Genomic DNA, 25,209 nt, shown 5'->3' with positions numbered 1-25,209 from the left:
CTTTCCAACTGGAAAGCGATCTTTTTTAGTCTAAATTGAGGGAGTGATAGCTCTGTAACAGGGCTCCCCGTAATTCAGGATCGTGCGCATACAGGTAAGCACCGTGAATCCCCCGTTTTAAGAGGACGTTCACAGAATTTAAAATGATTTGGTGTTTCATGCGGGTGAATTGTGCTGGATCAGTAACGTCCGTCCGGCGTTTGATCATCTCGTTGTTAGTTTTCTTACTGAGGTCTACCTTGATGCGATGATCAGCAGGGTCCAAATACAACAGGGGACTGAGAATCAGCCCGACGTAGTTCAGATCAAAACCCTGGCAGGTATAAATTGATCCCACTTCGTCAATCGTCTCTGGAATCTCGGCCCAGGGGGTTTGCGTGTAATTATATTGATCCCACGGCATGTGAAAGCCCCCGGTTTCGTGAATGTAGTGTTTGCCCCCGTCTAACGTGGAGGGATAACCGGTGGTCGCGACAATCCGGGACAACCCCACTTCCTGATTGCGGTGCACAATGGCCTGCCGCATCGCTTCGGCATCCGCATAGATGCGAAAGTCATAGTCCTGCCTGGTATTTGCAGGTAATGGGAGTAACTCGCCCGCGCTAAAGGCGTCCATCCAGTGAATTAACTCCGGACTAGCAGTCATGCGAAATTGATGCGTTAAATCGTACTCTGCGTGGGGATAGGGGGCCACAATCCGATTTAACAGTTCTTGGTCCCAGTAATTCTTAGTTTGAATTACCTGGTGAAAGTCAAAGACGCAGATGACCACCCGACTCAGCTTAAGAATCTCTGTCAGCTGGTTGTCGCCGTAAAAGTTGTTGTAGTGATCTGGTTGCGAGAGCAACAAGTGTGCTTCGTCAATCACCACCACGTCGGCGCGTTCGTGCCGTTTGTGCAACTGGTTAATGAAGGAAGTCGGGCGCAGAAAGTTTTTCTTAAGCACGTTTTGCTCGGGCCCGGCCATTTGCTTGTAGACCTTGAGGACCTCGGGGTGGTTGACCAAAAAATAGTTTTTCGTGCCGGAAAACCGACTGTGTTCATTGTGGGCGGCCTGTTGGAGTTCGTAAAAAAGCTGACTGAGAATTACACTTTTGCCCGTCCCACAGTCGCCGTTAATGGTGAAAATGGCCGGGGTAGAGCCTGCTAGATGTTGTTGCGTAAATTGCATAATGCGTTGCACTAACTCTTGTTGTTCCGGGCTTAATTTATGTTGGTTGGGCGCCAACTTGGTGGTTGCTGCATTATTAACCACGTTTACCCTGCTTTCTTTGTAATCCCCAGTTGGTGAAAGCCAGGATGGTGATGATAACCGCAATCACAAACAACAGGGTGTAATCAAGATGGCCGCCCTGAATGGTAGCAGCCATTTGGGCGTTAGCGCCGTGAGCTTGGTTTTGATAAAAGGCTAATCCCGAGGCCAACAGACTGGTCCCCAATGAGCCCGCGTATTGTTGCAACATGTTAAACAGCGAGTTGACGTCGGCCGATTGTTTCACGGGTGCGATTGATTGGGAGTTGGACAGCAGGTTGGCAAAGGCCATGTTCATCCCGATTCGGAGTAACGAGAAGAGTAGCATGAAGGCCATGGGAGTGGCCCACTTGCTCGAGATGCTGAAGCAAAAAGTGGCAATCGTGAAGATAATCATTCCAGAGAGGATTGGTTTAAAAGCGCCGTACCGGTCGTAGGCAAATCCCGCCACGGGAGAAATGGCTCCTCCGATGATGGAACCAGGTAAGAGGATTAAACCAGCCGCTAGGGGAGTGACGTGAAAGACGACTTCTGAGTAAATCGGAATTACAAAGGAAATTCCGATGTTAACGAACATCAGCATCATGTAGACGATAGCGTTTAGCGAGATGCTGGAATTTTTCAGTGGATGGAGCGAAAGTACCTGGGTGTTGCCGTGGTTGTTGGTCCACACGAAGAGAGCCAAACTGCAAAACCCAATTAATAACGGAATGAGCCACGGTAAGATGGTGCCGTGCGCGCTTCCTAGCTGATTAGTCGCCCACACAAAGGAAAAAAGCGTGATGGCGAGCCAACCCAAAGCCACGAAGTCGAAGTGTTTTTGAACTCCTTGGGGCTGTAAATCGAGGGTTTTACTACCCAGCCAGAAAGTTAACAAGATAAATGGCAGGATGACAATGAAAATGTAACGCCAGGACAGCAGGGAGGATAAGGCGCCACCGTAGGTAGGACCCAACGCCGGGGCTAGGGAAACCACCATCGAGGCGATTCCGACGTAGGTTCCGATGCGACGCTTGGGAATAAGGGCGAAGATCACCTGGTACATCATCGGCATTGCTAAACCGGTGGAACCGGCTTGAATGAGTCGTCCCGCTAACAGCACGGGAAAGTTGGGAGCTAACATGGACAACAGGTCTCCAATCACAAAGAGGAGGCTGGAGATGGCAAAGATTCGTTTGACCGGATAGCGCTTGAGTAGGAAGGCCGTAGTGGACATGGTGATGGTCACGACTAAGAGGTAACCGGTTGTAATCCACTGGATGGTATCCAGGGAAACGCTGAGTTCCTTGGCTAGTTCTGGAAACGTCACGTTCATGGAGGTTTCTAGTAAAACTCCCGAGAAGGATAGAAATGCTGCGGCCAGAATGGCCAGATTGGTTTTGAGCGGGATTTTTTCTGCTGGTGTAGCTGACATAAAAAGAGCTCCTTTCTTACAAAGAAAAAAGACGCACGGGCGTCTTTTAATTACATAAACATTTAACCGTTGGCTTGGTTCACGGCGTGGTTGACCGCATTCCGAAATCCTTTTTCATCCAGCCCCACGACTCCCTTAATGGTGGAACCACCGGGAGAAGTGACCTGGTCCTTTAATACATCGGGGTTAGTACCCGTTTCTAAGGCGAGCTTGGCACTTCCAAAGACCATGCTAGCCGCCACTTGGTAGGCCGTTTTTCGGTCCAGACCATTCTGAACGGCGGCGTCTGCTAAAGCACTCATGAAAACGTCGACAAAGGCGGGACCACAACCCGCCACGGTGCCAACAATTCCGGCGTTAGTGGCTGGAACTGCCACGATGGTTCCAAGTTGAGCCAACAGTTCATCAACCGTTTTCTGATCCGCAGGAGTGGCAGCATCCGCCTTGGTCATGGCAATGCACCCCGCGTTCACGGCGACCGGAATGTTAGGAATGATGCAGACAGCCGAATTAGTGGGGAAAATGTCTTGGATTTGCGCGGGGGTAATACCCTGCACGGCCGAAATGATGATGGTGTGGTTGGCAACGTTCGTTGCTCGTAAAATGGTTTGGGTAGCTGGAGCAGGCGTGGTAACGAATAAGACGTCTGCCGCCGAAAAGTCATTTTCCGTCAGCAACTGAAAGCCGATTTCTCGTTGGAAAGCTTGCAGTTCTGGAGTAACGCGATGACCTTTTACTAATAGATCAGTAGCCGAGTAGCAATTAGCAAGCCCACGGATGATGGAACTTCCCATGTGTCCGGCTCCTAAAATTCCGATTTTCATTGGCAACTCCTTTGTGTGTGAGAACGTAATTACCATTATTGTAGCATGTTTGTCGTTAGGACAACGATGGCCGCTTAATTAGTCGGGGTAGCCATCAAAGCGGCGTCTACGTCATCGTTGGTAATCGTCTGTAGGTCTTTTTTGGTCGGATGAGGTTGAAACGCTACCCGTCGGGCCTGGGCCTGGAGCATGGCCTGGTAAATATTCCGGGCCCACCGGGCGTTTCCGCTCGGATTGTTTTGGTTAATAAAATTCGTCACGACTTCTGTAAAGTAACTGTCGTGTTCCAGGGTGACAATTTGTTCTTTGTTGATCATGTTTAAGATAATCTGCGTCAGCTCCCCGGTCGTGTAGTCTTCAAAGTGGACCCGATTCGGGATTCGGGATCGCAGTCCGGGATTGTCGTTTAAGAAGGTTTCCATCTGGTCTGTATAGCCAGCCAGAATGACAATTAAATCTTCTCGGTGGTTTTCCATGCCGATAATCAGCTGGTCAATCGCTTCGTGACCAAAGTCAGTCGGACTGTCGGGGTGGGAAAGTTGGTAGGCTTCGTCGATAAAGAGCACGCCGCCTAAAGCTGCTTGAATTACTTTTTTGGTCCGGTCCGCCGTGGTTCCAGTGTATTGACCCACGAGGTCCGATCGATCAGTCAGCACTAACTTGTTGGCAGTAATGATGTCGTTTTGGTAGAGAATCGTGGCAAAAAGCTTGGCGACCGTTGTTTTTCCCGTTCCGGGGTTCCCCGTAAAAATCATGTGGTTACTGATCCCCTCGGGCGTTTTGAGTCCGTGATCCTTCCGCAATTGATTCATTTTGGCAATTGCGACCATGTCGGTAATTTGTTGCTTGGCTTCCTCTAAACCAGTGAGGCCTTTAAGTTCAGCCAGAGCATCTACGTTCGTATCAAGCGTTTCGACGTTGAGGCTTAAATCATCGTTGGGACTATCATCGTCAGTGGTCGTTTTTTCTGATTTGTCGGTTGCACTTGCCGGGTCATCCTTGAGGTTATTCAAATCGCTGAGATTGAGGTCAGCGTACGGATCCTTTTCAAATAATTGAGTAGCATGGCCGTAGTTCGTGGTGAACTTGCTAATGTCAATGGTGGCAATCGAAGAAACTTCGTCCGTTTCGATGTCGACCACGTCAACTAAGGGCAGCTGTTTTTGCAGGTCTGCGACTGTAACCGGTTTTTTAATGGCGAAGTAGATTGACATCGTCCGTTTTTTAAAGTTGAGTTGGAAGCTAAACTTACTCCCCAAGAGCTTGTGCAGGAGGTTATACAGCAGGATTAAATTGTCAGTCCAATCCGTGGTTCCTCCAGCATCGTTTGGTTCGCGTTGGTAAGACTTGATATTGTTGATTTTAAAGACTTTGGTTTCTAGGTTTCGATCCAGTTTGTAGTTTTCGCGGTAGAATAGCTGACCATATTCTTTTAATTCTTCAAAAGTCATGGCTACACTCCCTTTCTGTTGGCGGATTTGGTTCTAACCTTTTTATTTTATAAGGAAGATTCAGAATTGTAAACCAAGAAAGGCGAAAAAATCAGACAATCCAGGGAAAGAAGACAGATTAAGGGCAGTGGTTCTCAAAGTTTGACTTTGAAAGCGGTTAAATTGTTCGGATTTGCTCGAAAACAGGGCAGAATAAAATCGCCCAACTAGGAGAACTAGTCAGACGATTTAGATTAACTCTTATTTTTGGAGTAAGTCATGGTTAATGGCCGCAACGTAACTCTCTAAGCATTGGGTTGCTTGGGCTTGGGAATCGGCCTTCACTCCCACGTAGAACTTAATCTTGGGTTCGGTTCCAGAGGGGCGGATGGCTAACCAAGTTCCATCAGCTAACCAGTACTTCAACACGTTGGACTGCGGTAGGTCAATTGGAGTTTCGGTTCCATCAGCCGCCGTCTTAACGGAAGTTTGGAAGTCTTCTTGCGCCACAACTGCCACACCGTTAAATTCGGATAGCGGGTGAGCTCTAAAGTTCTTCATGAGGTTAGTCATCGTTTCTTGACCGTCTAAGCCGGAGAATTCTTCGGAAATGGTTTCTTCTTCAAAGTAACCATATTGTTGGTACAGAGATTGGAGTCCGTCATACAAGGTTTGTCCCTGTTGCTTGTAGTAAGCTGCCACTTCAGCCAGTAACATGGTTGATTGAATGGCATCCTTGTCCCGGACAAACGGTTTGATGAGGTACCCAAAGCTTTCTTCAAACCCAAACAGGAAGGTGTGGTCGTGGTTAACTTCGGCCAGTTGAATCTGTTCGGCAATGAACTTAAAGCCGGTCAACACGTTTTTCATGGTAACGCCGTAGTGGTTAGCAATGTCAGTAGCCAGCTCGGTCGATACGATTGACTTAACGACCATCCCGTCTGCCGGTAAATCGTTAGCGGCTTGTTTGGCCTTTAAGATGTAATCTAGCAAAACACTGGCAATTTGATTTCCAGTCATTAACTGGTACTTTCCATCTGGTTGGCGCACTGCGGCACCCAGCCGGTCTGCATCAGGATCAGTAGCGATTAAAACGTCAGCGTCTTCCTGCTTGCCCAACTCAATGGCTAAGTCGAAGGTTTGGGGAAATTCAGGATTCGGGAACGGCGTGGTCGGGAATTCTGGATCGGCAATCGTTTGTTCCACCACCACGTCGTAGTTTTGAAAACCAGCGTCGGATAAAGCCCGTCGCGCGATGATTTTCCCGGTTCCGTGAAGTGGGGTGTAGACGAACTTCAGATCTTTTCCGACCGTTTTAATCAAATCATGGTTGACGTTGACGGTCTTAATTTGGTCTAGGTAAGCGACGTCGACGTCTTCACCCACGATTTGGAGTAAGTCCTGTTCGCGTAATTCTGTTTCAGCGGCCACCTGAATGGCAAAGAGGTCGGTCACCTGACGTACGTAGGTGGTCATTAAGTCGGATTCCTTGGGGGGCATTTGACCACCGTCGGGACCGTAAATTTTATAACCATTGTATTGCTTCGGGTTGTGACTAGCGGTAATCATAATTCCCGCGTAAGTATGTAAATGGCGGACCGCAAAGGACAATTCTGGGGTCGGGCGGATGTCATCAAACACGTAGCTCTTAATGCCGTGGGCGCCTAATACGCGGGCAGCTTCGTGGGCAAAGAGCCGGGAATTGTAACGCGGATCAAAGCTGATCACGACTCCACGGTCCCGGTCAGCAGCTGGTAACGTTTCCATTAATTTAGCTAAGCCCTCAGTGGCCTGGCGAACCGTGTAGATGTTCATCCGGTTCGTTCCAGCGCCAATGACGCCTCGCATTCCAGCCGTTCCAAAGGACAAGGAGGTGCTAAAGGCATCGGCGATGGCATCCGGGTCATTGGCCATTGCTTGAAGTTCGTTTTTTAAATCTGCAGGAAGGTTGGCGGCGTCTTTCCATTCCGTGTACCGTTCCATGATTTCCGTCTTGTTCATAGAGTAATCTCCTCAATAAAGTCGATTAAGAGTATTAATTCAATCCAAATTATAGTTATTAATCCGCTAATAGTCAACGAGCGCCGGTCTGATAATGATTAGCTGGGTTTTCCGGATGCCAATCGGAGGTATGGTATAATACGAATAAATGAACAGGGGAGGTTCAACCGAATGAAATTCTTAGCTAGTCCAGGGCGGTTTTATCTGAATAATCCCGCTGGAGAAATGGTGGCCGAAGTCACGTTTACAATTGCTGACAACGTGGTTGCAATTAACCACACCTTTGTCGATCCCAGTTTGCGGGGCCAAGGCGTGGCCGGTAAGTTAATGGTGGCCGTAATTGATTATGCCCAAGAACATCATTACTGGATTAAGCCGGTTTGTTCCTACGCCCAAATGTTTTTCCAGAAATTTACCCAGTATCAGGATTTAGTAAAGGAGTAAGAAAATGGCAGTTTTAGTTGCTGGGGGAGCCGGTTACATCGGTTCTCACATGGTAGATCGCTTGATTGGTGAGGGTTACGACGTGGTCGTAGCGGATAATCTCTCAACTGGTCACCGCGCCGCCGTACATCCGCAAGCGCGCTTTTATGAAGGGGATACGCGGGACGCCCACTTTTTAGACGATTTATTTGCCAAAGAAGACATCGAAGCCGTAATTCACATGGATGCCTTCTCGTTAGTTCCTGAATCAATGAAGAAACCGTTGAAATACTTTGATAACAATGTGATTGGCATGATTGTGTTGTTAGAAGCAATGAAACGAGCCGGCGTGAAGTACGTGGTCTTTTCGTCAACGGCGGCTACTTACGGTAATCCGGAACGAATTCCGATTCACGAAGCTGATCGGAAGGAACCCATTAACCCGTATGGTGAAAGCAAGTTAATGATGGAGCACATTATGAAATGGGTGGAACAAGCAGACGGAATTCACTCCGTCGCCTTACGGTACTTTAATGCCGCCGGTGCCAAAGCTGACGGTTCGATTGGAGAAGATCATCACCCAGAAACCCACTTGATTCCAATCGTGCTAAAGGTAGCCGCTGGGCAACAAGATCAGCTAAAAATCTTTGGGGATGACTACGATACTCCGGATGGCACTAACGTTCGTGATTATATTCACATCTTAGATTTGGCGGATGCTCACATTCTGGCAATGGAATACTTAAAACAAGGTCATCCGAGTGACGTCTTTAATCTCGGCTCTTCCACCGGCTTTTCCAACCGAGAAATTTTGGAAGCCGCGCGCAAGGTAACGGGGAAAGAAATTCCAGCGGAAGTAGCACCGCGACGGGGCGGAGATCCTGACACGCTGGTAGCGGACAGTAGTAAAGCCCGTGAAGTACTAGGTTGGAAACCGCAATACGATAACGTTGAAGACATCATTAAGACAGCCTGGACGTGGAAGCAAAAACATCCCAATGGCTACTCAGATCGGTCTTAATGTCCAATGACCAATAAAAGAACATACCTCGGAGTGGTGCTTGCCATTGCCGGAGCCTTGATGTGGGGCATTCAAGGTCCGGTATCAGAATTTTTGTATCAGGATCGACACTTTTCGACGGAATGGTTGATGGGGATTAAAATGTTAGTTTCTGGCATTTTAATCCTTTTCTTTGTGCGCTTGGTGCAACACCAGCCCGTGTTTACCATTTGGAAGCGCCAAACCTGGTTACCGTTAATCTGCTACTCTGTCTTGGGGTTAACCGGAGTCCAATATTTTTTCCTCCTCACGGTCCGGGCTAGCAATCCAGCGACGGCCACCATCATGCAAAGCCTGGGGACCGTGATGATTGTGATTTTAACGGCCCTTGTGTATCGTCAGTTACCGAGTCGTCCCGAAGCAATTGCGGTGGCAGTCGCACTGGTCGGGACTTGGCTCTTAGTGACCAAAGGGGATCTCACCAGCCTAGCAATTAGTCCTAAAGCGTTTGAATTAGGTCTGTTGGTGGCATTAGCCGGTGCTCTGCAAACAATGTTGCCGGTTAAGTTAATCCAACGGAACAACACGTTGGTGGTGATTGGCTGGGCGATGTTAATCGGAGGCCTCATCTTTAGTTGCATTCATCCCGTGTGGGTGAATCCGCCACACCTAAGCGTTGGCGTCGTGCTGGGGGTCGGTTTTATCGTGATCTTTGGGACAATGTTGGCCTTTATCTGCTTTGTGTCTAGTTTGCACTACGTTTCGCCCACCACAGCGGGGTTACTGGACACCTTCGAACCGCTGTCAGCGACGTTACTCACAGTTTGGTTCTTCCATACCAGTTTTAACTTAGCCGAAATCATCGGGGGGATACTGATTTTAAGTACCGTCTTTATTCTGGCCGTTCCCGCTCGCAAGCAATCTTCATTTTAAGGAGATTGCTTTTTTTATTAAAATTAATTGAACACCGTGTTGACTTAATAATCAAAATGAGTAGAATTGAGTTTGATATGAAGTAGAAGGGGGTCAAGTGATGGTCAAACAAACGCGCAAAACCAGTACGGTCGCGGACATTCAGGAAGCGTTAATTGCGTTAATTAACGAAAAAGGGCTTCAAAATTTGAATGTGACAGACATTACGCGCACCGCTGGCATCGGTCGGGGGACGTTTTACACCCATTATTTGGATAAGGCGGACCTCGTGAATCAGCTCGAAGCAGATTTACTGGAAAAACTGCAGACTGACTTAGATCATATTATGCCGGATGCAATGAAATGGCTCGTTGGAGAAGTGCCCAAAACCGCTTCGTTTATCACAGAGACACTCAATAATTTCTACGCGAACCAACGCTTAGTCGCGGCGTTACTGGGCGAGCAGGGAGATCCGTACTTTTTAAATCGGATTAAACAGGTGGTGTTTGCAGACCTGGACGCGGCGTTGACCAAGTTTGGGGATCAAATCCACAGTCAACAAGCGGTGCCGCTTGATTACGTGCGGGAATTCATTATCGACGAAATCATGGGCATCATTGTGTATTGGATTAAGAAACCGAATCCAGAACCACCCACTGTGGTGGCCAAAATCATTGCTAACTTGCAACAAACCGCCCCGTTTCAACTACTAACACTGACCAAAAAACAGGAGGAGCCTAACGATGAATAAGTTTGTAAAAAAATATAGTGGCATTGCGCTATTGTGGCTCATTGCCGTACTCGCCGCGATCCTCTTTTTACCGAACATCGGAAGTCTAGAGGCCGAAAAGGGACAGACCAAGATCCCGGCGAACATGCAGAGTCAGGTGGCCAATAACATGCAAAAGCACTGGGGCCATCACATTAGTAATACCCGTCAGGTGGTTTTGGTCTATAACAACGGCGAACAGCCGATTACCAAAGCTCAACAGCAGCGGATTGATCAACGAATTCGTCACCTAGAGAAAAATTCCGATCATTACGGAATTAAGAGTGTGACGTCGATTACCAATACGCCGGTGGCCAAGAAACAGCTGCTGTCGAAGGATAAATCGACCGAAATCGTGCAGTTGAACGTTTCCAAACGCGATTCGGTGGAAACCATGAACCAGAAGCTGAAGTCCGGCGGGAAGGTCAGCGGCGTGCGCTCGTACGTGACGGGAGCGGACGTCTTAAACGATGACATGCGGCTCTCGATGGTGGATGGAATCAAGAAAACGGAAATTATTGCCACAATCTTCATCTTAATTGTGCTGATTATCGTTTTCCGGTCCCCGATCGTCCCACTGGTTTCGTTATTAACCGTGGGAGTTTCGTTCATCGTCTCGTTGAGCGTGGTCATGAACCTTGTGAAGTACTTTAACTTCCCGCTTTCAAACTTTACTCAAGTCTTCATCGTGGTGGTGCTGTTCGGAATCGGGACCGATTACAATATCCTGCTGTACGACCAGTTTAAGGAGAACCTGGCCAACGGGATGGACCGCGTCCAAGCAACCGTTTCAGCCCGGAAGTTAGCCGGGCGGACGATTCTTGATAGTGGAATCTCCGTTCTGATTGGATTTGCAGCCCTTGGTTTGGCGAACTTCTCCGTCTACCGGTCTGGATTTGCTGTAGCAGTTGGAGTAGTCGTCTTACTGCTCGTACTGTTAACCTTGAATCCGTTCTTTATGTCCGTTCTTGGTGCCAAGATGTACTGGCCGAACAAGAACCTGGCTGAACAAGACCAAAACAGCCGGCTTTGGGGTTGGTTATCCAAGCACTCCGTTCAGTTTGCCGTTCCCGCTGTGATCGTAGTCTTAGCGGTTCTCTTACCCATCATTTCCTTTGGTCACGGGAACCTTAGTTATGATAGTGCGGTCGAATTAAGCAACAGTGTGCCATCAAAACAAGGATTAAACGTGGTGGAAAAGCACTTCAGCAAGGGGACTGCCGAACCATCCACGATTTACATTAAGTCTGATCATTCGCTGAAGAACCAGGCTGACCTAATGAAGATTGATCAAGTTACGAATCAGTTGCGGAGTCGGAAGGACGTGGCTACGGTGGCTTCCGTCACCCAACCAAGTGGACAACCAATTAAACAACTGTACTTAAATGATCAATTACAAACGTTAACCGGAAAAATGAATCAAGCCGGGCAAGGATTGCAACAAATCCAAGCCGGGGGCAACGGGCAAGGTTTTAATGCTGATCAACTGAAAGCCATTGGTGAATCTGCTCAAGCCATCGGGCAGAAGTTACAAACGATTCAAGCCACGGCGGGCAACCAGATGACCGGGGACCAGGTGGTCGCTGCCATGCAACAAAAGGCGACGTCTATGGGATCACCGTTAAACCAAGCCCAACTGCAAATTATTGGCGGCGCTCTGCAACAAGCTCAAGCTAGTCAAAGCAACGTGAGTGGACAGCTAAATGGAATTGCAAGCGATACCCAAAACATCGGTAATAATGCCCAAGCGCTGGGTGAACAGTTGAAGGCCTTGCAAGCCCAAACCGAAAAAGCCCAACAGGGTCTGAGCCAAATCTCTGGCGGAGTGGGACAAGCTAACAACTACCTGGCTTCCGTTCAGGGTTCGGCTGCCGGTCAAACCTTCTTCATTCCAGAACAAGTCATGAACAGTGATCAGTTTAAACAGGCAGTTAACAATTACTTATCTGGAAACGAAAAAACCACCAAGATTGTGGTGGTCTTGAACCAGAACCCATCGAGTGCAAAGGCCATGAAGACGGTTAACGACATCCAAAATCAAGTTAAACAAAACTTGAAGGGGAGTGACCTTGATAAGGCCACGGTCGCCGTTAACGGTCAAAGTGCTCTGATTTCTGATACGCAAACGATTGCTTCGGGAGACTTCTTCCGGACCGCTGTCATCATGTTAATCGGAATTTTAGTGGCCCTCATCTTTGTGACCCGGTCAATCTTACAACCGCTTTACATTGAAGGAACGTTGCTGTTAGCTTACTTTGCTTCGTTGACGGTCACCCACTGGATTAGTAGTTTAGTGCTGGGACACCCGATGTTGACTTGGAACACGCCGTTCTTTGCCTTCATCATGATTATCGCTCTGGGAGTGGACTACAGTATCTTCTTAATGCGGAAGTACCAGACGGTTCCCGGTGCTAATCCCGCCGAACGAATCATCGAGTCTTCCAAGTTTATTGGAGTCGTGGTGCTTTCCGCGGCCTTGATTCTAGGGGGAACGTTCGCAGCCTTGATGCCATCTGGTGTCTTGACGCTGATTCAAGTTGCCATTGCCGTGATTGTGGGACTTTTAATCCTTGTGATTATCCTGCCAATCTTAATGTCGGCTGCGGTGAAATTAACGTATCCTGATCCCGAAAAGGCGACAGAAGCTGCCGAAGGTGAATAAGTAAAAATAAGTCTCGCTTGTGCGGGGCTTATTTTTTTCTGCTTCGGGGGCGGAAATTTATGCCAAAAAAGCGTATGATAAAAACATTGGAAAAATTAAGGTTGAAGGGGAAGAAGCATGGAAAAACAACCACAAGTGCAACACCAAAACATTATGAAGGGGATACTGTGGGCCACACTGGCCTCCGCGTTCTGGGGAATTTCAGGAACGATTCTCCAGTTTGTCTCGCAAAACGCTAGCATCCCGGCGTCCTGGTTCCTGTCGGTTCGAACACTGTTTTCGGGAATTATCTTGCTATTTATTAGCGCGGTTTTATACCGGGGCAAGATTTTTGGGGTCTTTCGAGATGTCCACTCGATTTTATTGATCTTTGGGTACGCCATCTTTGGGCTCGGAGCAAACTTACTGTCATTCTACGTCAGTGTGCAAACGGGAAACGCCGCTTCAGCCACTATTTTGCAGTATCTCGCGCCCTTGTTTATTTTATTGGGCGGCTTTATCTTTAAGCACAAGATCCCGAACAAGGTCGATGTTCTGGTCTTTGTAATTGCTTTAGTGGGGGTAATCCTTTCGATTACCAAGGGTGACATTAGTCAATTATCCATCCCACCCGTTTCATTATTCTGGGGAATTATTTCCGGAATTACTGCTGCTTGTTACGTGGTGATCCCACGGCCGTTAATGGAAAAGAATTCACCGTTGACGGTGCTTGGTTGGGGAACTTTGATTGCCGGGTTCTTCTTTAACCTGCACCAACCGGTATGGGAAAACGTCCCACATTTGACGACTGGGAGTGTGATTGGGATTGCCGCCATTGTCATCTTTGGAACGGTGTTGCCGTTCGCCTGCCTGTTATACAGTATGCACTTTGCTAGCTCCGAAGACGTTAGTTTGGTCGATGCGGTACAACCGGTAATGACTTTTATCTTAAGTATCGTCTTCTTACACACCAAGATTAGTTTCATGGAAATCGTGGGATCAGCGCTCGTCATCATTGCCATTTACATTCTGCAATACTACCGGCGTAAGTCCGATCAAGTAGCGCGGAAAATGGAGTAAGCCATGTCACAGCAGTACAAGGTGTTACGGTTCATTGGCGTTCCGGTGGTGCAAACGGCTAACGGTCAGTATGAGATTAAACGTGATCAAGCCGGTCAGTTTAAGCTGCACGAGTGGCGCATCGGTAAACACACCAAGGGTCACTATCAGGCGCCCGGTCAAATCTTTTTGACCGAGAACCAAATGCGGGTTGCAATCGTAGCGGCCTTTGATGTATCTTTTAAAAAACGCCATCGGTACCAACCGATGGCTCGTTTTTTGTCGGAGTCGGTGCCAGCGGATGTGTTGCAAACGGCGCAGGCTCAATTAGACGCAAACTAAGTGTGATAAGGGGAAAATTAATGTTTACATGGTATCGCAAGTTAAGTAATAACATGAAGGGAATTTTACTGGCGGGACTCGCCTCTGTTTCCTGGGGGATTGCAGGGGTCATTACCCAGTTCGTGTCCCAAAACGAATCGATTCCGGCCTCCTGGTTCCTATCGGCTCGGACCACTGGAGCAGGGTTAATCCTGATCTTGGCCAGCGCGATTATTTATCGCGGTCGGATCTTTGATATTTTCAAGAGTTGGAAGTCGATTGGGATTCTGATTTGTTACGGACTATTCGGACTGGCTGCCAACATGGGGAGCTTCTACGTTAGTATTCAAACCGGGAACGCCGCTGCCACCACGATTTTGCAGTACTTGGCGCCACTTTTCATCGTGATTGGGGGCTTCATTTTTCAACGTCGTAAACCGGTGAAAATGGACCTGGTGGTCTTTGTAATTGCCATCATTGGGGTGGTACTTTCAATCACCAAGGGAGACCTCAGCCAGCTATCGATTCCGCTAGATTCCTTTTTATGGGGATTAGTTACCGGAGTGACGGCCGCTTTGTACGTCGTCTTACCTCGGCCGCTGGGTAAAACCAACCCCCCAATCGTCGTAATGGGATGGGGAACGTTGATTGCCAGCCTGGCCTTTAACCTGAACCATCCGGTGTGGAAAGATGTTCCTCCGTTGAGCGCCGGTGCCATTCTTGGGGTCCTCGGGATTATCTTCTTTGGAACGTTATTGACCTTCTCCACGCTGATTTACGCTTCCCGGTTCACTTCGTCAGAAAACATCAGTTTGATGGATGCCTTACAACCAGTTTCAACCTTTATTTTGAGTGTAATCTTCTTCAAGGAATCACTGAGTTTGGCCGAAGTGGTGGGGGCCATCATGGTGATTATCGCCATTTACCTCTTGCAGTACACGCAACGCCACGAGGACATTGCGCAACAAAAACAATAAATGATGATAAAACACAAAAACCGTCGCTCATAAGAGTGACGGTTTTTTAGTTACTTAAGCATGGTTTAGTTGGGGGCGCGGGGCTGGATTAGCCTCAAAGAGCGTGTGAGTTGCCGCCCAAATTTGCTGGGCGACTTCCGGATTGTTCATCGTGTAAAGATGGATGCCGTCAACCCCGTGGGCCACTAAATCAACAATTTGGTCGATGGCGTAGGCAATTCCGGCGGCCCGCATGGCCTCGGGGCAATCCTGATAGCGGTCCATCATGGCGGTGAACTTCTTGGGCATGGTAATCCCAGCCAGCTCGGTGATGCGCTTAATCTGCCGGTGGTTGGTGCAGGGCATGATTCCGACTTCCACCGGAACGTTAATCCCAGCTAGCCGGAGCCGTTCTTGAAAGGCATAAAATTGATCATTATCAAAAATCATCTGGGTGATTAAGTGGTTGACACCGTTTTCCACTTTCGTTTTTAAGTTGAGAGTGTCGGTAATCAGGTCCGGGGCTTCCGGATGTTTTTGCGGATAACAAGCACCGGTAATGTCGAATTGACCGGTTTGCTGGATGAATTTCGCTAGATCAGCCGCGTGGGGGAAAACTCTCGGAGTAGTTTGCCCTGGCTGATAATCACCGCGGAGGGCAAGAACGTTGTGAATCTGGTAGCGATCTAAATCAGCGAGAAAGCGACGCACGTCATTTTGATCCCGATAGAGCCCGGGGAGATGTGCCAACACCGGGATTTGCAGGTCGGTTTGAATCTGACTAGCCAAGGAGAGCATGGATTGATTGTTACTTCCGCCAGCGCCCTGCGTTACCGAAATGAAATCGGGATGAATTCCCTTGATTCCGGACAGGGAGTTGAGCAGTTTTTGTTGCCCGAGGTCGGTCTTGGGAGGGAACACTTCTAAAGAAAAGACCGTTTTCTGGGCGAAGAGGTGGTTAATCAGCATGGTCTTGTCCTAACTGGGCGCGTTGCTGTTTAGCCGCGGTGACCATGTTTTCGACGCTGGCGAAGGCCTCAGCTTCCCTCCGAGTTTTGAGACCACAATCAGGATTAATCCAGACTTTTTGCGCCGGTAATTTAGCAAGAATATTATGAATCACTTGCTCAATTTCAGTTACGCTGGGAATTCGGGGCGAGTGAATGTCGTAAACGCCGGGGCCCACTTCCGTTTCAAAGTGGTTGGCTTTTAGTTCATCAATAATGGAGAGGTCGGAACGGGAGGCTTCAAACGAAATCACGTCGGCATCCATGTTATCGATGGCCGGAATAATGTCGTTAAACTCGCTGTAACACATGTGGGTGTGGATTTGGGTTGTCGGCTGCACGTGACTGTGAACCAGTTTGAATGCTGGAATGGCCCAGTCGAGGTAGTCCTTGTACCAGTTACTTTGCCGTAACGGGAGTTTTTCTCGGAGGGCCGCTTCGTCAATTTGAATAATCTTGATGCCGTGCTGTTCTAGGTCGAGCACTTCGTCTTGGATGGCGAGGGCAATCTGAGTAACGGAAGTTGATGCGGGGATGTCTTCCCGCGGGAATGACCAGTTAAAAATCGTAACCGGACCCGTTAACATTCCCTTAACTGGCTGATCCGTGAGGCTTTGTGCGTAAGTCGATGCCGTGACCGTAATCGGTCGTTTCCGACTTACATCTCCCCAGATGATGGGAGGCTTCACGCCCCGGGTTCCGTAGGATTGAACCCAGGCGTTTTGGGTAAAGGCAAAGCCGTCTAGGTTTTCTCCAAAGTATTCCACCATGTCATTACGTTCGTATTCACCGTGAACCAGAACGTCTAAACCAACTCTTTCCTGCCACTCGATAATTCGTTTGATTTTGGCCCGGTTAAATTGATCATACTCGGCTTTACTAATCTCGTGATGACGGTAAGCAGCCCGGTTTTTCCGGACGTCCGGTGTTTGGGGGAAGGAACCAATCGTTGTGGTGGTGTTGACTAGCAACCGCAATGTCGTCAAAGAGCTGGGTCCCTACTAGTTTGACGTCCGTTTCTGGTTCAAATTCAGGCACGATGTAGTGGTAGTTGGTGTTGAACCACTTTTTCATGGGCAGGGCTTTAACCGATTCCGTTTCGGTTTGGTAACCCCGCGCTTGGGCAAAGTAGCGATCCAGTGGATTTAGGTTTAATTCCTGATACCGAGCGGGAATGATGTTGAACAAGTTCGCGGTGTCTAGCAGGTTGTCAAAGAAGGAGAAGTCGCCGACGCTGATGTAGCTTAAACCAGCTGCTTCTTGAGCGTCCCAATTTTGTGTTTTAAGCGAAGCGGCCGTCTCCAGTAATTTTGCTTGCGATAGTTCGTGGCGCCAGTACTTTTCGGTAGCGCGTTTTAATTCTCGGTGGGCCCCAATTCGGGGAAACCCAATAATACTTGTACTCATAATGTGTACCTCCTAGGTAATTAACGAAAAAAAAGAATAAAAAAAATCCCGCAGTCAAAAATTGACTACGGGACGTTGATACGCGGTACCACCCTGCTTCTGCTGGCCATCACTGACCAGCACTCGACAAGTACATCAATTCCAATTAATTGAGATACTCTAACGCGATAACGGGCGCACCCGAATGCGGCTCATCTACAGACTCACCGGATTCAATCGATTCAGAGACCATTTTCAGATTCTAAGCAACGCTGACTCTCACCACCATGTCAACTCTCTTTAGGTTACCGCCAAAACTTACTTATCTCTTCAATATCTTTGTTGCTAATTAGACTAATGAATCATTTTTTATTTGTCAAGGACTTTTTTAGAAGCTTGTGCTGGAATGGAGGCGAGCCACTGCTTAAAAAAGCGGGTGGCGTCTGCCTGCCAGCGATTAACGGGTCGACCGTTATGATAATAATTTTGGGGGTGGGGCGTTGATTTTTCCGCTTGTTGATCGCGCTGTTCTTCCAGGGCGAGGGTGTTCGTGCTGTACTCAAGGTGCCCCATTACGTAGTAAGAATTTAGCGCGGGGGCGTGGAGGACCACGGCGCCTAATTGGTCATTGCCGGCTAGGACGCGAACGCCAGGTTCAACGGATGCAAGGGGAATGGTGAAGTAGCGGGAGTGGGGCATGGTAACCCCGTCCGTCGTAAAGACTCCACACAATTTGTGGTCGAGACGTTTTCCCGTAAACTGGTGCTCACGCTCTCCCGCAGCCCAGGCCGCCCAGCACAGAAAGAGGCTGGTCTGGACGTGGTGACGGCGCCACGCAAGTAAGCTTTGAAAATCATCCCAGTAATCGATTTCTTGAAAGGCTTTTTGATCAACCGGCGCCCCGGTGACAAGCAGGGCGTCAAACTGTTGGTCTTGAACGTCCGTTAAACTGGCATAGCGTTGCTTAACCCCCGCCGCGTAGTGCTGGAAATGATGGTGGGGTAAATAAGCAAACGTCAGGTTAAAGTTTTGGTGGGTTCGCTTGAAGACGCTAATCAACTGGTGTTCCGTTTCTGCTCGTTTCGGCATGAGGTTCACAATCAAAACATTGAGTGCTCCTGGTTGTGGCGTCGTTGTGTTTTGGTTGTAACCAGTGAGAATGTTCATGCGTCCCATGGTCCTCCTCCTTTCTAGAGCTGATCTAAGGCCTGGGTGAAATCAGCAATTAAATCATCACTGTTTTCAATCCCGACGGAAACCCGGATTAAATCGGGACTAATCCCGGCGGCCTCTAACTCAGCATGATTAAGTTGGGCGTGGGTGGTAGACGCCGGATGAATAATTAGCGATTTGGCGTCGCCTACGTTGGCGAGCAGGGCAAAGAGCTGAAGATTTTGGATGAGCTTTTTTCCAGCTTCCTCACCGCCGGTTAAGCCAAAGGTAAAGACGGAGCCCACGCCCCGGGGGAAGTCTTGTTGTGCACGGTCCCGATACGGGCTGGTACTTAATTCGGGATATTTAATCCAGGCCACTTCCGGACGACTCTGTAAGAACTGGATTAGTTTTCTGGTGTTTTGCACGTGCCGTTCCACCCGGAGTGATAGGGTTTCGGTTCCTTGCAGCAGTAAAAAGGCGTTAAAGGGACTGAGGGCAGCCCCGTTGTCCCGTAACTCTTCGGCCCGGACCTTGGTCGTAAAGGCGGCGCCCGCTAAATCTCCGTACACAATCCCTTGGTAGTGGTCATCGGGAGTTACAAAAGCGGGATAACGGTTGCTTGCGTGGTAATCAAACTGTTCGTTTTCTACGATGAGACCGCCCATGCTAGTTCCATGGCCGCCGATAAACTTGGTTGCCGATTCAATGACTACGTCGGCACCATGGTCAAGCGGTCGGTACAGGTAAGGGGAAGCAAAGGTATTATCCACAATGCACAGTAACCCGTGTTGGTGGGCAATGGCAGCGATAGCCTCGATGTCACTCAGATTAATATCAGGGTTACCGATGGTTTCCAAGTAGAGGGCCTTTGTCCGGGGCGTAATTGCATTGGCAAAGTTGGCTGGTTCATCCGAATCAACAAAGTGCGTGGTAATTCCGAGTTTGGGGAGGGTAACGTTAAAGAGGTTGTAGGTCCCTCCGTAGAGAGTACTAGCCGCCACAATTTCGTCTCCAGTCCCGGCAACGTTGGTGATGGCAGCACTAATGGCTGCCGCCCCAGAGGCTAGCGCCACCGCACTGGTTCCGTTTTCTAAAGCGGCAATCCGTTTTTCTAAAGCGGCAATCCGTTTTTCTAAAACGGCCGTGGTGGGATTAGTCAGCCGGGTGTAAATGTTACCCGGTTCTTGTAAGGCAAAGCGGCGAGCCGCTTGGTCGGGATCCTGGAAAACGTAAGACGTCGTTTGATAAATCGGGACAGCACAGGCGCCCGTGGGGTCCAGTGTTTGGCCGGCGTGAATCTGGTTTGTTTCAAAATGTGGTTCAGTCATAATTAATCCTCCTCTAAATTTTAGGGTAAACAAAAAAGGCCTGCGCCCTGGATTACGTTAATCCATGGGACGAAGACCTTCGTGGTACCACCCAATTTTGTTTACGCTTTGCAACGCAAACCTCAACAACACAATTGTGTCTGGGAAAATAACGGTTCCTCCCGGATGCCAGCTGGGCATCACGACTCAGAGTTCATCTAGAAAACCGTTGTTGTTACACCGTTTCAGTCACTGGTGCTCCCTTTAAACAACGAGGGGTTTTCCTCTTCTCGTCAACGTCGTTGTGAAATTAGGTTGAAGCTTAAAACGGCCGTTTGAATTTGTCAACTAGGAAAAAGGCTGGCAATTTAATGTTAAATTTCTTTTTACTATTAACTGCCAACGAAAAAATGGTGCTAGAAAAAAATTTGGTGGTTGACAAACTTACGGGGGCTCGGTAGGGTATGAAGCAACCAAAAACAAGCCACAAAATTTAGTTGAGAACGTTGATGAGATGAGTAGAAGCTGAAATTACCAAAGCGAGCCACGGACTGGTGAAAGGTGGTGTAAGGCAGGTTTCGAACATGGTCTTGGAGTTCAATAATCGAGTGAGGTTTTCAAACTCGATTCGGGCGCGCCCGTTACTGCGTAGGAGTATCGGAATTTTTCCGGCACTTAACGAGTGTTTGTCAGTGATGGCAAGCAGAAACCAGGGTGGTACCACGTCTAAACGTCCCGTAGTCAATTTGACTACGGGATTTTTTTTGGAACGAAATCGAGATGACGAGGAGGAAATTAACATGACGGGTTTTAATACCAAATTAATTTACGGTAAGGGTTTAAATCAGGTTCACGATAATCAAACGGGGGCGGTTAACGTACCCATTTATCAAGCAACTACGTACGCTTTTAAGCAAGTAGCTGGAAAACATAAGTATGACTATTCCCGGTCGCTGAATCCGACCCGAGAATACTTGGAAGACCAGATTGCAGCGTTAGAAGATGCCCAGCATGGGTACGCCTTTGCTTCTGGAAGTGCGGCTATCCACGCAGTGTTTACCCTGTTTCATCCGGGCGACCACATCGTGGTGAGTCGCAATATTTACGGCGGGACCTTTCGGTTGATTCACGACTACCTCGAACCGCTGGGAATTGAATTTAGTGCGGTTGATACGCAGGATTTGGCGGCAGTAGAAGCGGCCATCCAACCGCAGACCAAGGCGATTTACTTTGAAACGATTGATAATCCATTCCTAAAGGTGACGAGTGTCAAACAAATTGCGGCAATCGCCAAACGTCATCACGTGCTCACCATTGTGGACAACACCTTTTTAACTCCGTATTTACAACAGGCGTTAACGCTGGGAGCCGACGTGGTGATTCATTCCGCCACAAAGTACCTGGGTGGTCATTCTGATGTGATTGCAGGACTGGTAGTGACAAATGACGATGAGATTGGTAAGCAACTAGAGTTTGTGCAGAATGCGGTGGGTGGAATCCTAGCTCCCGAAGACTGTACGTTGGTAATTCGCGGGATTAAGACGTTATCCGTTCGGTTGGATCGGCATTTACAAAATGCGCAGAAAATCCTGGACTATCTAAAAACCAAGTCCGACCAAATTGAACGAATTTACTATCCGGGTCAGGCGGGCGATGCAAGTGATGCGGTAGCGAAAACGGAACTAAAGGGCTACGGCGGGGTGATTACCTTTGCATTAAAGCCCAACGTGGATGCGGAAAAGTTCGTTAACAGTCCGCGGTTAATCTGGTTGGCCGTTAGCCTGGGATCCGTAGAAAGTTTGATTGAACTACCCTACTTTATGACGCATGCCGAATTACCGGTGGCAGAACGGCGTAAGGTGGGAATTACTCCCCAACTGGTTCGTCTGTCGGTGGGACTAGAGGATCCGGATGATTTAATTGCTGATTTAGAACAGGCCTTTGCGGTGGCTGAACAATAAAACTGCAAGGAGGAGCATCGTGAAAATAGCAATCTTAGGGCACGGAACGGTTGGAGCAGGAGTAACCAAGCTGCTTTCTAATCCAACCAAGCAACCCGTAAACCAACTAACGGTGAAATCAATCTGGGTTCGACCGGAAAAGGTCCAATTAGAAGCGCGCTATACGGATGATTACCAACAAATTTTACATGACCCAGAAATTGAAGCCGTGGTAGAAGCCCTGGGTGGTGAGGAACCCGCGGCGACGATGATTCGTGAAGCGCTAGAACACCAGAAGCACGTAGTCACCGCAAATAATGTGGTAATTGCCCTTCATCTGGCTGAGTTTCAGCAACTGGCGCAGCAGCAGGGAGTGCACTTGTACTTTGAATCCAGCGTTGGCGGTGGGATTCCGTGGATTGCTAATTTGGAACGAGTGCTCCGCATTGATACGGTGAATGAAGTGCAGGGAATCTGGAACGGCACCAGTAACTTTATTTTGGATGAAATGACGGAGAGTGGTGCGCCGTTTGACGTGGTCCTGTCCGAGGCGCAACGACTAGGTTATGCGGAAGCCGATCCCAGCGCAGATATCGACGGCGACGACATTGAAAACAAGTTATGTATTAGTGCCGCGCTAGCTTACAACGCGGATTTGCGTCCGGGACCGCAAACCTTGAAAGTGGGAATTCGCAACGTAACGGCGGCTGACATTCACTACTTTAAACAGCAGCAATTATTGCTAAAACTAATGGGAAAAAGTGTTTGTCAGAAAGGGCAAGTTAGTTTGATTATTGAACCCACCCTGGTTCCCAAGACGGCGGCGGAAGCTAGCGTCCGTGCTAACCAGAACCAAGTTCGGTTGCATGAAGCAACGATTGGAGATTTGAGTTTGGTGGGGCAAGGAGCCGGGCAACTGCCTACGGCTCATGCCCTGGTTCAAGATTTATTGGACATCGAACTGGCTCATGGGCACCAACAGCAAGATCTATCGAGTCTTTTACAAGTCAATCAAAACTTGCAAACGAGCGACTACGTGTTGCGGACTCACGCTGATGTGCGGCAGGATTTGGTTGGGTATGACGTGGAACGCGATGCTGATTACTATTGGATTAAACAAATTAGTGCGGCGGCTGCCCACCAACTAGCCCGGCAAATTAAACTTCGAGATCAACGAGTTCTGCTGGCCGCGGTCGCTTAAGTTGTTCTCAACTGTTCCTGATTTAACCCAGTCGTTAATTCCGGTATAATAGAAACTATTCGGAATTTTACAGGTGTGAAAGGAAGCGGAACAGTTGAAACAAAAACAACCCGGAGTGTCCCTCGTGGGCCTCATCATGCTGGTAATCAGTGCGGCCATTGGGGCAGGGATCTACAATGCTAGTGCTCAGCTGGCAGCCGTCTCAACGCCCGGACCAGCCTTAGTGGCGTGGTTAATCGTGGGAATTGGAATTTTTGGGCTCACGTGGAGTTTTAAGTCACTAAATGAAACCCAACCAGAGCTCAATGGGATGGTGGAATACGCCCAAACTGGTTTTGGGAACTTTGCCGGATTTCTGTCGGGCTGGGGATATTGGTTGTCATCCTGGGTCGGGAGTGTGGCCTTTGCGACGATGATGATGTCTGCGATTGGCTACTTTATCCCTAGTTTTCGGAGTGGGAACTCACTTGGAGCGGTTTTGACCGCTTCCGCCATTTCCTGGGCGCTAACTTTGCTAGTGATTAATGGAATTGAACTCGCGACCTCGATTAACGTCATCATCACGATTTTAAAGTTGATTCCCTTGGTGGCCTTCATCTTATTAGGCATCGTGATGTTTAAGGCCGGGGTCTTTACTGCTCACTTCTGGGCCAACTTCACGACTAATTTTCGGTACTATCCGGCCACCGCAAGTGGAATTTTCACCCAGATTAAGGGATGCATTATTACCATGATGTGGGTCTTTGTTGGGATTGAAGGAGCGACGATGATGACAGACCGGGCTCGCAAACGATCCGATGCCAGTAAGGCGACCATCATTGGCTTTTTGGCGCTGTTAACGCTGAACGTCGTGATTTCAATGCTTCCCTATGGATATTTGACGCAAGCGCAATTAGCTCACGTTAGTAATCCGGCGCTGACCTATGTGGTGCAAGATATGATGGGACCAGTTGGGGGTGCTTTAGTTAGCATCTCGTTAATTATTACGATTACTGGTGCTTGGTTATCCTGGACGATGCTCCCGGTCGAAGCAACCACTCAAATGGCCGAAAAGGGACTCTTACCGCACTGGTTTGGGGTAATGAACCGGAAAAATTCGCCGGCCCACTCTTTGTGGATGACTCAAATCCTACTGCAATTATTTTTAATCTCGCTGTTATTTTCAACGCAGGCCTATAACTTTGCCATTTCCTTATGTACGGCAGCCATCGTGGTGTGTTATTCACTGGTAGCGGCGTTTCAGGTGCAGGTCGGCTGGCACCGCCATTCTGTGAGCTTAATGCTGCCGGGCTTAGTGGCGTTCGTGTTTGAAATTACGGGAATTGTGCTGGCTGGAGTGCAATACCTCTGGTTGTGTACCATTGCCTATGTACTAGGATTTGTCTTCTACATTCGCGCGGTGCACGAACAGGGACGGAGATTAACCCGACGTGAAATGATTCTGATGAGTCTAATCACGCTGGCTGCGATTGCAGCAGTTGCAGCCGTTATCACCGGCCGTTTAGCGTTGAGTTAATGACCAGAAGGGACGAAGGATGATGAAAAATAAAGCAGTCGCCGTGTACTGCGGAGCAGCAACGGGGAATCAACCTGCGTATCAAAGCGCAACGGTGGAGTTAGCGCATTGGTTAGTGAAAAACCACCTCACGCTAGTTTATGGTGGAGGTGGCGTGGGCCTGATGGGGTTATTGGCACGAACGGTGCTGGCGGATGGCGGTCAGGTGCAGGGAATCATGCCCCAAACACTGGTAGACCGGGGCGCTGCCCTTGATGAATTGTCTGATTTGCAGGTGGTTGCCAACATGTCGATTCGTAAACAACGGATGTTAGAACTGGCGGATGCTTGTATTGCACTACCCGGCGGACCGGGGACGCTCGAAGAGATTGCGGAAGCTTACTCCTGGACGCGGATCGGCGCTAATGCGAACCCGTGCGTTTTGTACAACGTCAACGGTTATTACAATCCTTTGCAACAGATGTTTGCCGAAATGGTGGACAATGATTTCTTGACAGCCCAGGACAACGCCAAGTTGGGTTTTGCTCGTTCCTTAGCTGAAATTGAGACGTTTATTAAAAACTACACGCCGCCGACGGTACGTAAATATTAAAAAAATCGTCCGCTCTCTATAAACGGGACGTAATATTGATTAATTTTAAGGATTTGTTCTGATTTCCAATTGGAGGAAGTCCTTTTTTGTTACTTAAATCAAA

20 protein-coding genes, 1 pseudogene and 2 other annotated features are annotated in these 25,209 nt (G+C 48.6%); of the genes and pseudogenes, 12 read left to right on the top strand and 9 right to left on the bottom strand.

Annotation, left to right across the window (positions count from 1 at the left end; translation table 11 throughout):
- Positions 1–25 precede the first annotated feature (25 nt).
- From M3M37_RS05595 to M3M37_RS05575, 5 genes are all read right to left on the bottom strand, one after another.
- On the bottom strand, positions 26–1,255 hold the full coding sequence (locus M3M37_RS05595; RefSeq protein ID WP_252794799.1) for a DUF2075 domain-containing protein: 1,230 nt from the start codon (positions 1,253–1,255) through the stop codon (positions 26–28).
- Entirely contained in the window at positions 1,248–2,666 is a 1,419-nt protein-coding gene (locus M3M37_RS05590) for an MFS transporter (RefSeq protein ID WP_252794797.1), read from the bottom strand. The genes M3M37_RS05595 and M3M37_RS05590 overlap by 8 nt, the downstream gene beginning before the upstream one ends.
- Positions 2,667–2,728: 62 nt before the next feature.
- Positions 2,729–3,490, bottom strand: coding sequence for a pyrroline-5-carboxylate reductase family protein (locus tag M3M37_RS05585; RefSeq protein ID WP_252794795.1), 762 nt, complete (start codon positions 3,488–3,490; stop codon positions 2,729–2,731).
- A gap of 74 nt (positions 3,491–3,564) precedes the next feature.
- Positions 3,565–4,941 carry an AAA family ATPase gene (locus M3M37_RS05580; protein ID WP_252794794.1) on the bottom strand — a complete coding sequence of 459 codons (1,377 nt, stop codon included), beginning with the start codon at positions 4,939–4,941 and terminating at the stop codon, positions 3,565–3,567.
- Between the two features lie 240 nt (positions 4,942–5,181).
- The gene (locus M3M37_RS05575) at positions 5,182–6,921 is read right to left on the bottom strand and encodes a phospho-sugar mutase (RefSeq protein WP_252794792.1); all 1,740 of its coding nucleotides are present in this window, start codon (positions 6,919–6,921) and stop codon (positions 5,182–5,184) included.
- A gap of 171 nt (positions 6,922–7,092) precedes the next feature.
- On the opposite strand from M3M37_RS05575, the gene M3M37_RS05570 reads away from it, so the two are divergent.
- The 8 genes from M3M37_RS05570 to M3M37_RS05535 all read left to right on the top strand — a co-directional run bounded on the left by M3M37_RS05570 (position 7,093) and on the right by M3M37_RS05535 (position 15,023).
- The gene (locus M3M37_RS05570) at positions 7,093–7,365 is read left to right on the top strand and encodes a GNAT family N-acetyltransferase (RefSeq protein WP_252794790.1); all 273 of its coding nucleotides are present in this window, start codon (positions 7,093–7,095) and stop codon (positions 7,363–7,365) included.
- A 4-nt stretch (positions 7,366–7,369) separates the two neighbouring features.
- Positions 7,370–8,365 carry a UDP-glucose 4-epimerase GalE gene (gene galE / locus M3M37_RS05565; RefSeq protein WP_252794789.1) on the top strand — a complete coding sequence of 332 codons (996 nt, stop codon included), beginning with the start codon at positions 7,370–7,372 and terminating at the stop codon, positions 8,363–8,365.
- 6 nt (positions 8,366–8,371) lie between these two features.
- The gene (locus M3M37_RS05560) at positions 8,372–9,277 is read left to right on the top strand and encodes a DMT family transporter (RefSeq protein WP_252794787.1); all 906 of its coding nucleotides are present in this window, start codon (positions 8,372–8,374) and stop codon (positions 9,275–9,277) included.
- Positions 9,278–9,377: 100 nt separating this feature from the next.
- Positions 9,378–10,007: a TetR/AcrR family transcriptional regulator gene (locus tag M3M37_RS05555; protein ID WP_252794785.1), complete on the top strand. Its 630-nt coding sequence runs from the start codon at positions 9,378–9,380 to the stop codon at positions 10,005–10,007.
- Positions 10,000–12,687: an MMPL family transporter gene (locus M3M37_RS05550; protein WP_252794783.1), complete on the top strand. Its 2,688-nt coding sequence runs from the start codon at positions 10,000–10,002 to the stop codon at positions 12,685–12,687. Before M3M37_RS05555 ends, M3M37_RS05550 begins: the two co-directional genes overlap by 8 nt.
- 117 nt (positions 12,688–12,804) lie before the next feature.
- Positions 12,805–13,746, top strand: a complete 942-nt coding sequence (locus M3M37_RS05545; RefSeq protein ID WP_252794777.1) for a DMT family transporter — start codon at positions 12,805–12,807, stop codon at positions 13,744–13,746.
- A gap of 3 nt (positions 13,747–13,749) precedes the next feature.
- Positions 13,750–14,067, top strand: coding sequence for a DUF7671 family protein (locus M3M37_RS05540; protein WP_252794776.1), 318 nt, complete (start codon positions 13,750–13,752; stop codon positions 14,065–14,067).
- A gap of 20 nt (positions 14,068–14,087) precedes the next feature.
- On the top strand, positions 14,088–15,023 hold the full coding sequence (locus tag M3M37_RS05535) for a DMT family transporter (RefSeq protein WP_252794775.1): 936 nt from the start codon (positions 14,088–14,090) through the stop codon (positions 15,021–15,023).
- 54 nt (positions 15,024–15,077) lie between these two features.
- Here M3M37_RS05535 and metF read toward each other — a convergent pair whose 3' ends face one another.
- From metF to M3M37_RS05515, 4 genes and pseudogenes are all read right to left on the bottom strand, one after another.
- Complete coding sequence (metF, locus tag M3M37_RS05530) at positions 15,078–15,971, bottom strand: methylenetetrahydrofolate reductase [NAD(P)H] (protein WP_252794773.1); 894 nt, start codon at positions 15,969–15,971, stop codon at positions 15,078–15,080.
- Positions 15,961–17,416 (bottom strand): annotated as a pseudogene (gene metE / locus M3M37_RS05525) (5-methyltetrahydropteroyltriglutamate--homocysteine S-methyltransferase). Before metE ends, metF begins: the two are co-directional and overlap by 11 nt.
- Positions 17,417–17,481: 65 nt before the next feature.
- Positions 17,482–17,738, bottom strand: a binding site (T-box leader).
- 26 nt (positions 17,739–17,764) lie between these two features.
- Complete coding sequence (locus tag M3M37_RS05520; RefSeq protein ID WP_252794771.1) at positions 17,765–18,571, bottom strand: homoserine O-acetyltransferase/O-succinyltransferase family protein; 807 nt, start codon at positions 18,569–18,571, stop codon at positions 17,765–17,767.
- 14 nt (positions 18,572–18,585) lie between these two features.
- Complete coding sequence (locus M3M37_RS05515) at positions 18,586–19,878, bottom strand: O-acetylhomoserine aminocarboxypropyltransferase/cysteine synthase family protein (protein ID WP_252794770.1); 1,293 nt, start codon at positions 19,876–19,878, stop codon at positions 18,586–18,588.
- 476 nt (positions 19,879–20,354) lie between these two features.
- Positions 20,355–20,598 (top strand) — a binding site (T-box leader).
- A gap of 59 nt (positions 20,599–20,657) precedes the next feature.
- On the opposite strand from M3M37_RS05515, the gene M3M37_RS05510 reads away from it, so the two are divergent.
- The 4 genes from M3M37_RS05510 to M3M37_RS05495 all read left to right on the top strand — a co-directional run bounded on the left by M3M37_RS05510 (position 20,658) and on the right by M3M37_RS05495 (position 25,106).
- Entirely contained in the window at positions 20,658–21,818 is a 1,161-nt protein-coding gene (locus M3M37_RS05510) for a trans-sulfuration enzyme family protein (protein WP_252794768.1), read from the top strand.
- Between the two features lie 19 nt (positions 21,819–21,837).
- Positions 21,838–22,998, top strand: a complete 1,161-nt coding sequence (locus M3M37_RS05505) for a homoserine dehydrogenase (RefSeq protein WP_252794766.1) — start codon at positions 21,838–21,840, stop codon at positions 22,996–22,998.
- Between the two features lie 94 nt (positions 22,999–23,092).
- Positions 23,093–24,514: a basic amino acid/polyamine antiporter gene (locus tag M3M37_RS05500; protein WP_252794765.1), complete on the top strand. Its 1,422-nt coding sequence runs from the start codon at positions 23,093–23,095 to the stop codon at positions 24,512–24,514.
- Positions 24,515–24,536: 22 nt separating this feature from the next.
- Positions 24,537–25,106 (top strand): LOG family protein, encoded by a 570-nt coding sequence (locus M3M37_RS05495; RefSeq protein WP_252795927.1) that lies wholly within the window; start codon positions 24,537–24,539, stop codon positions 25,104–25,106.
- Positions 25,107–25,209 lie beyond the last annotated feature (103 nt).

Source organism: Fructilactobacillus carniphilus, assembly GCF_024029675.1.
Lineage (GTDB): Bacteria > Bacillota > Bacilli > Lactobacillales > Lactobacillaceae > Fructilactobacillus > Fructilactobacillus carniphilus.
This window is presented reverse-complemented; position numbering and strand designations above follow the sequence as displayed.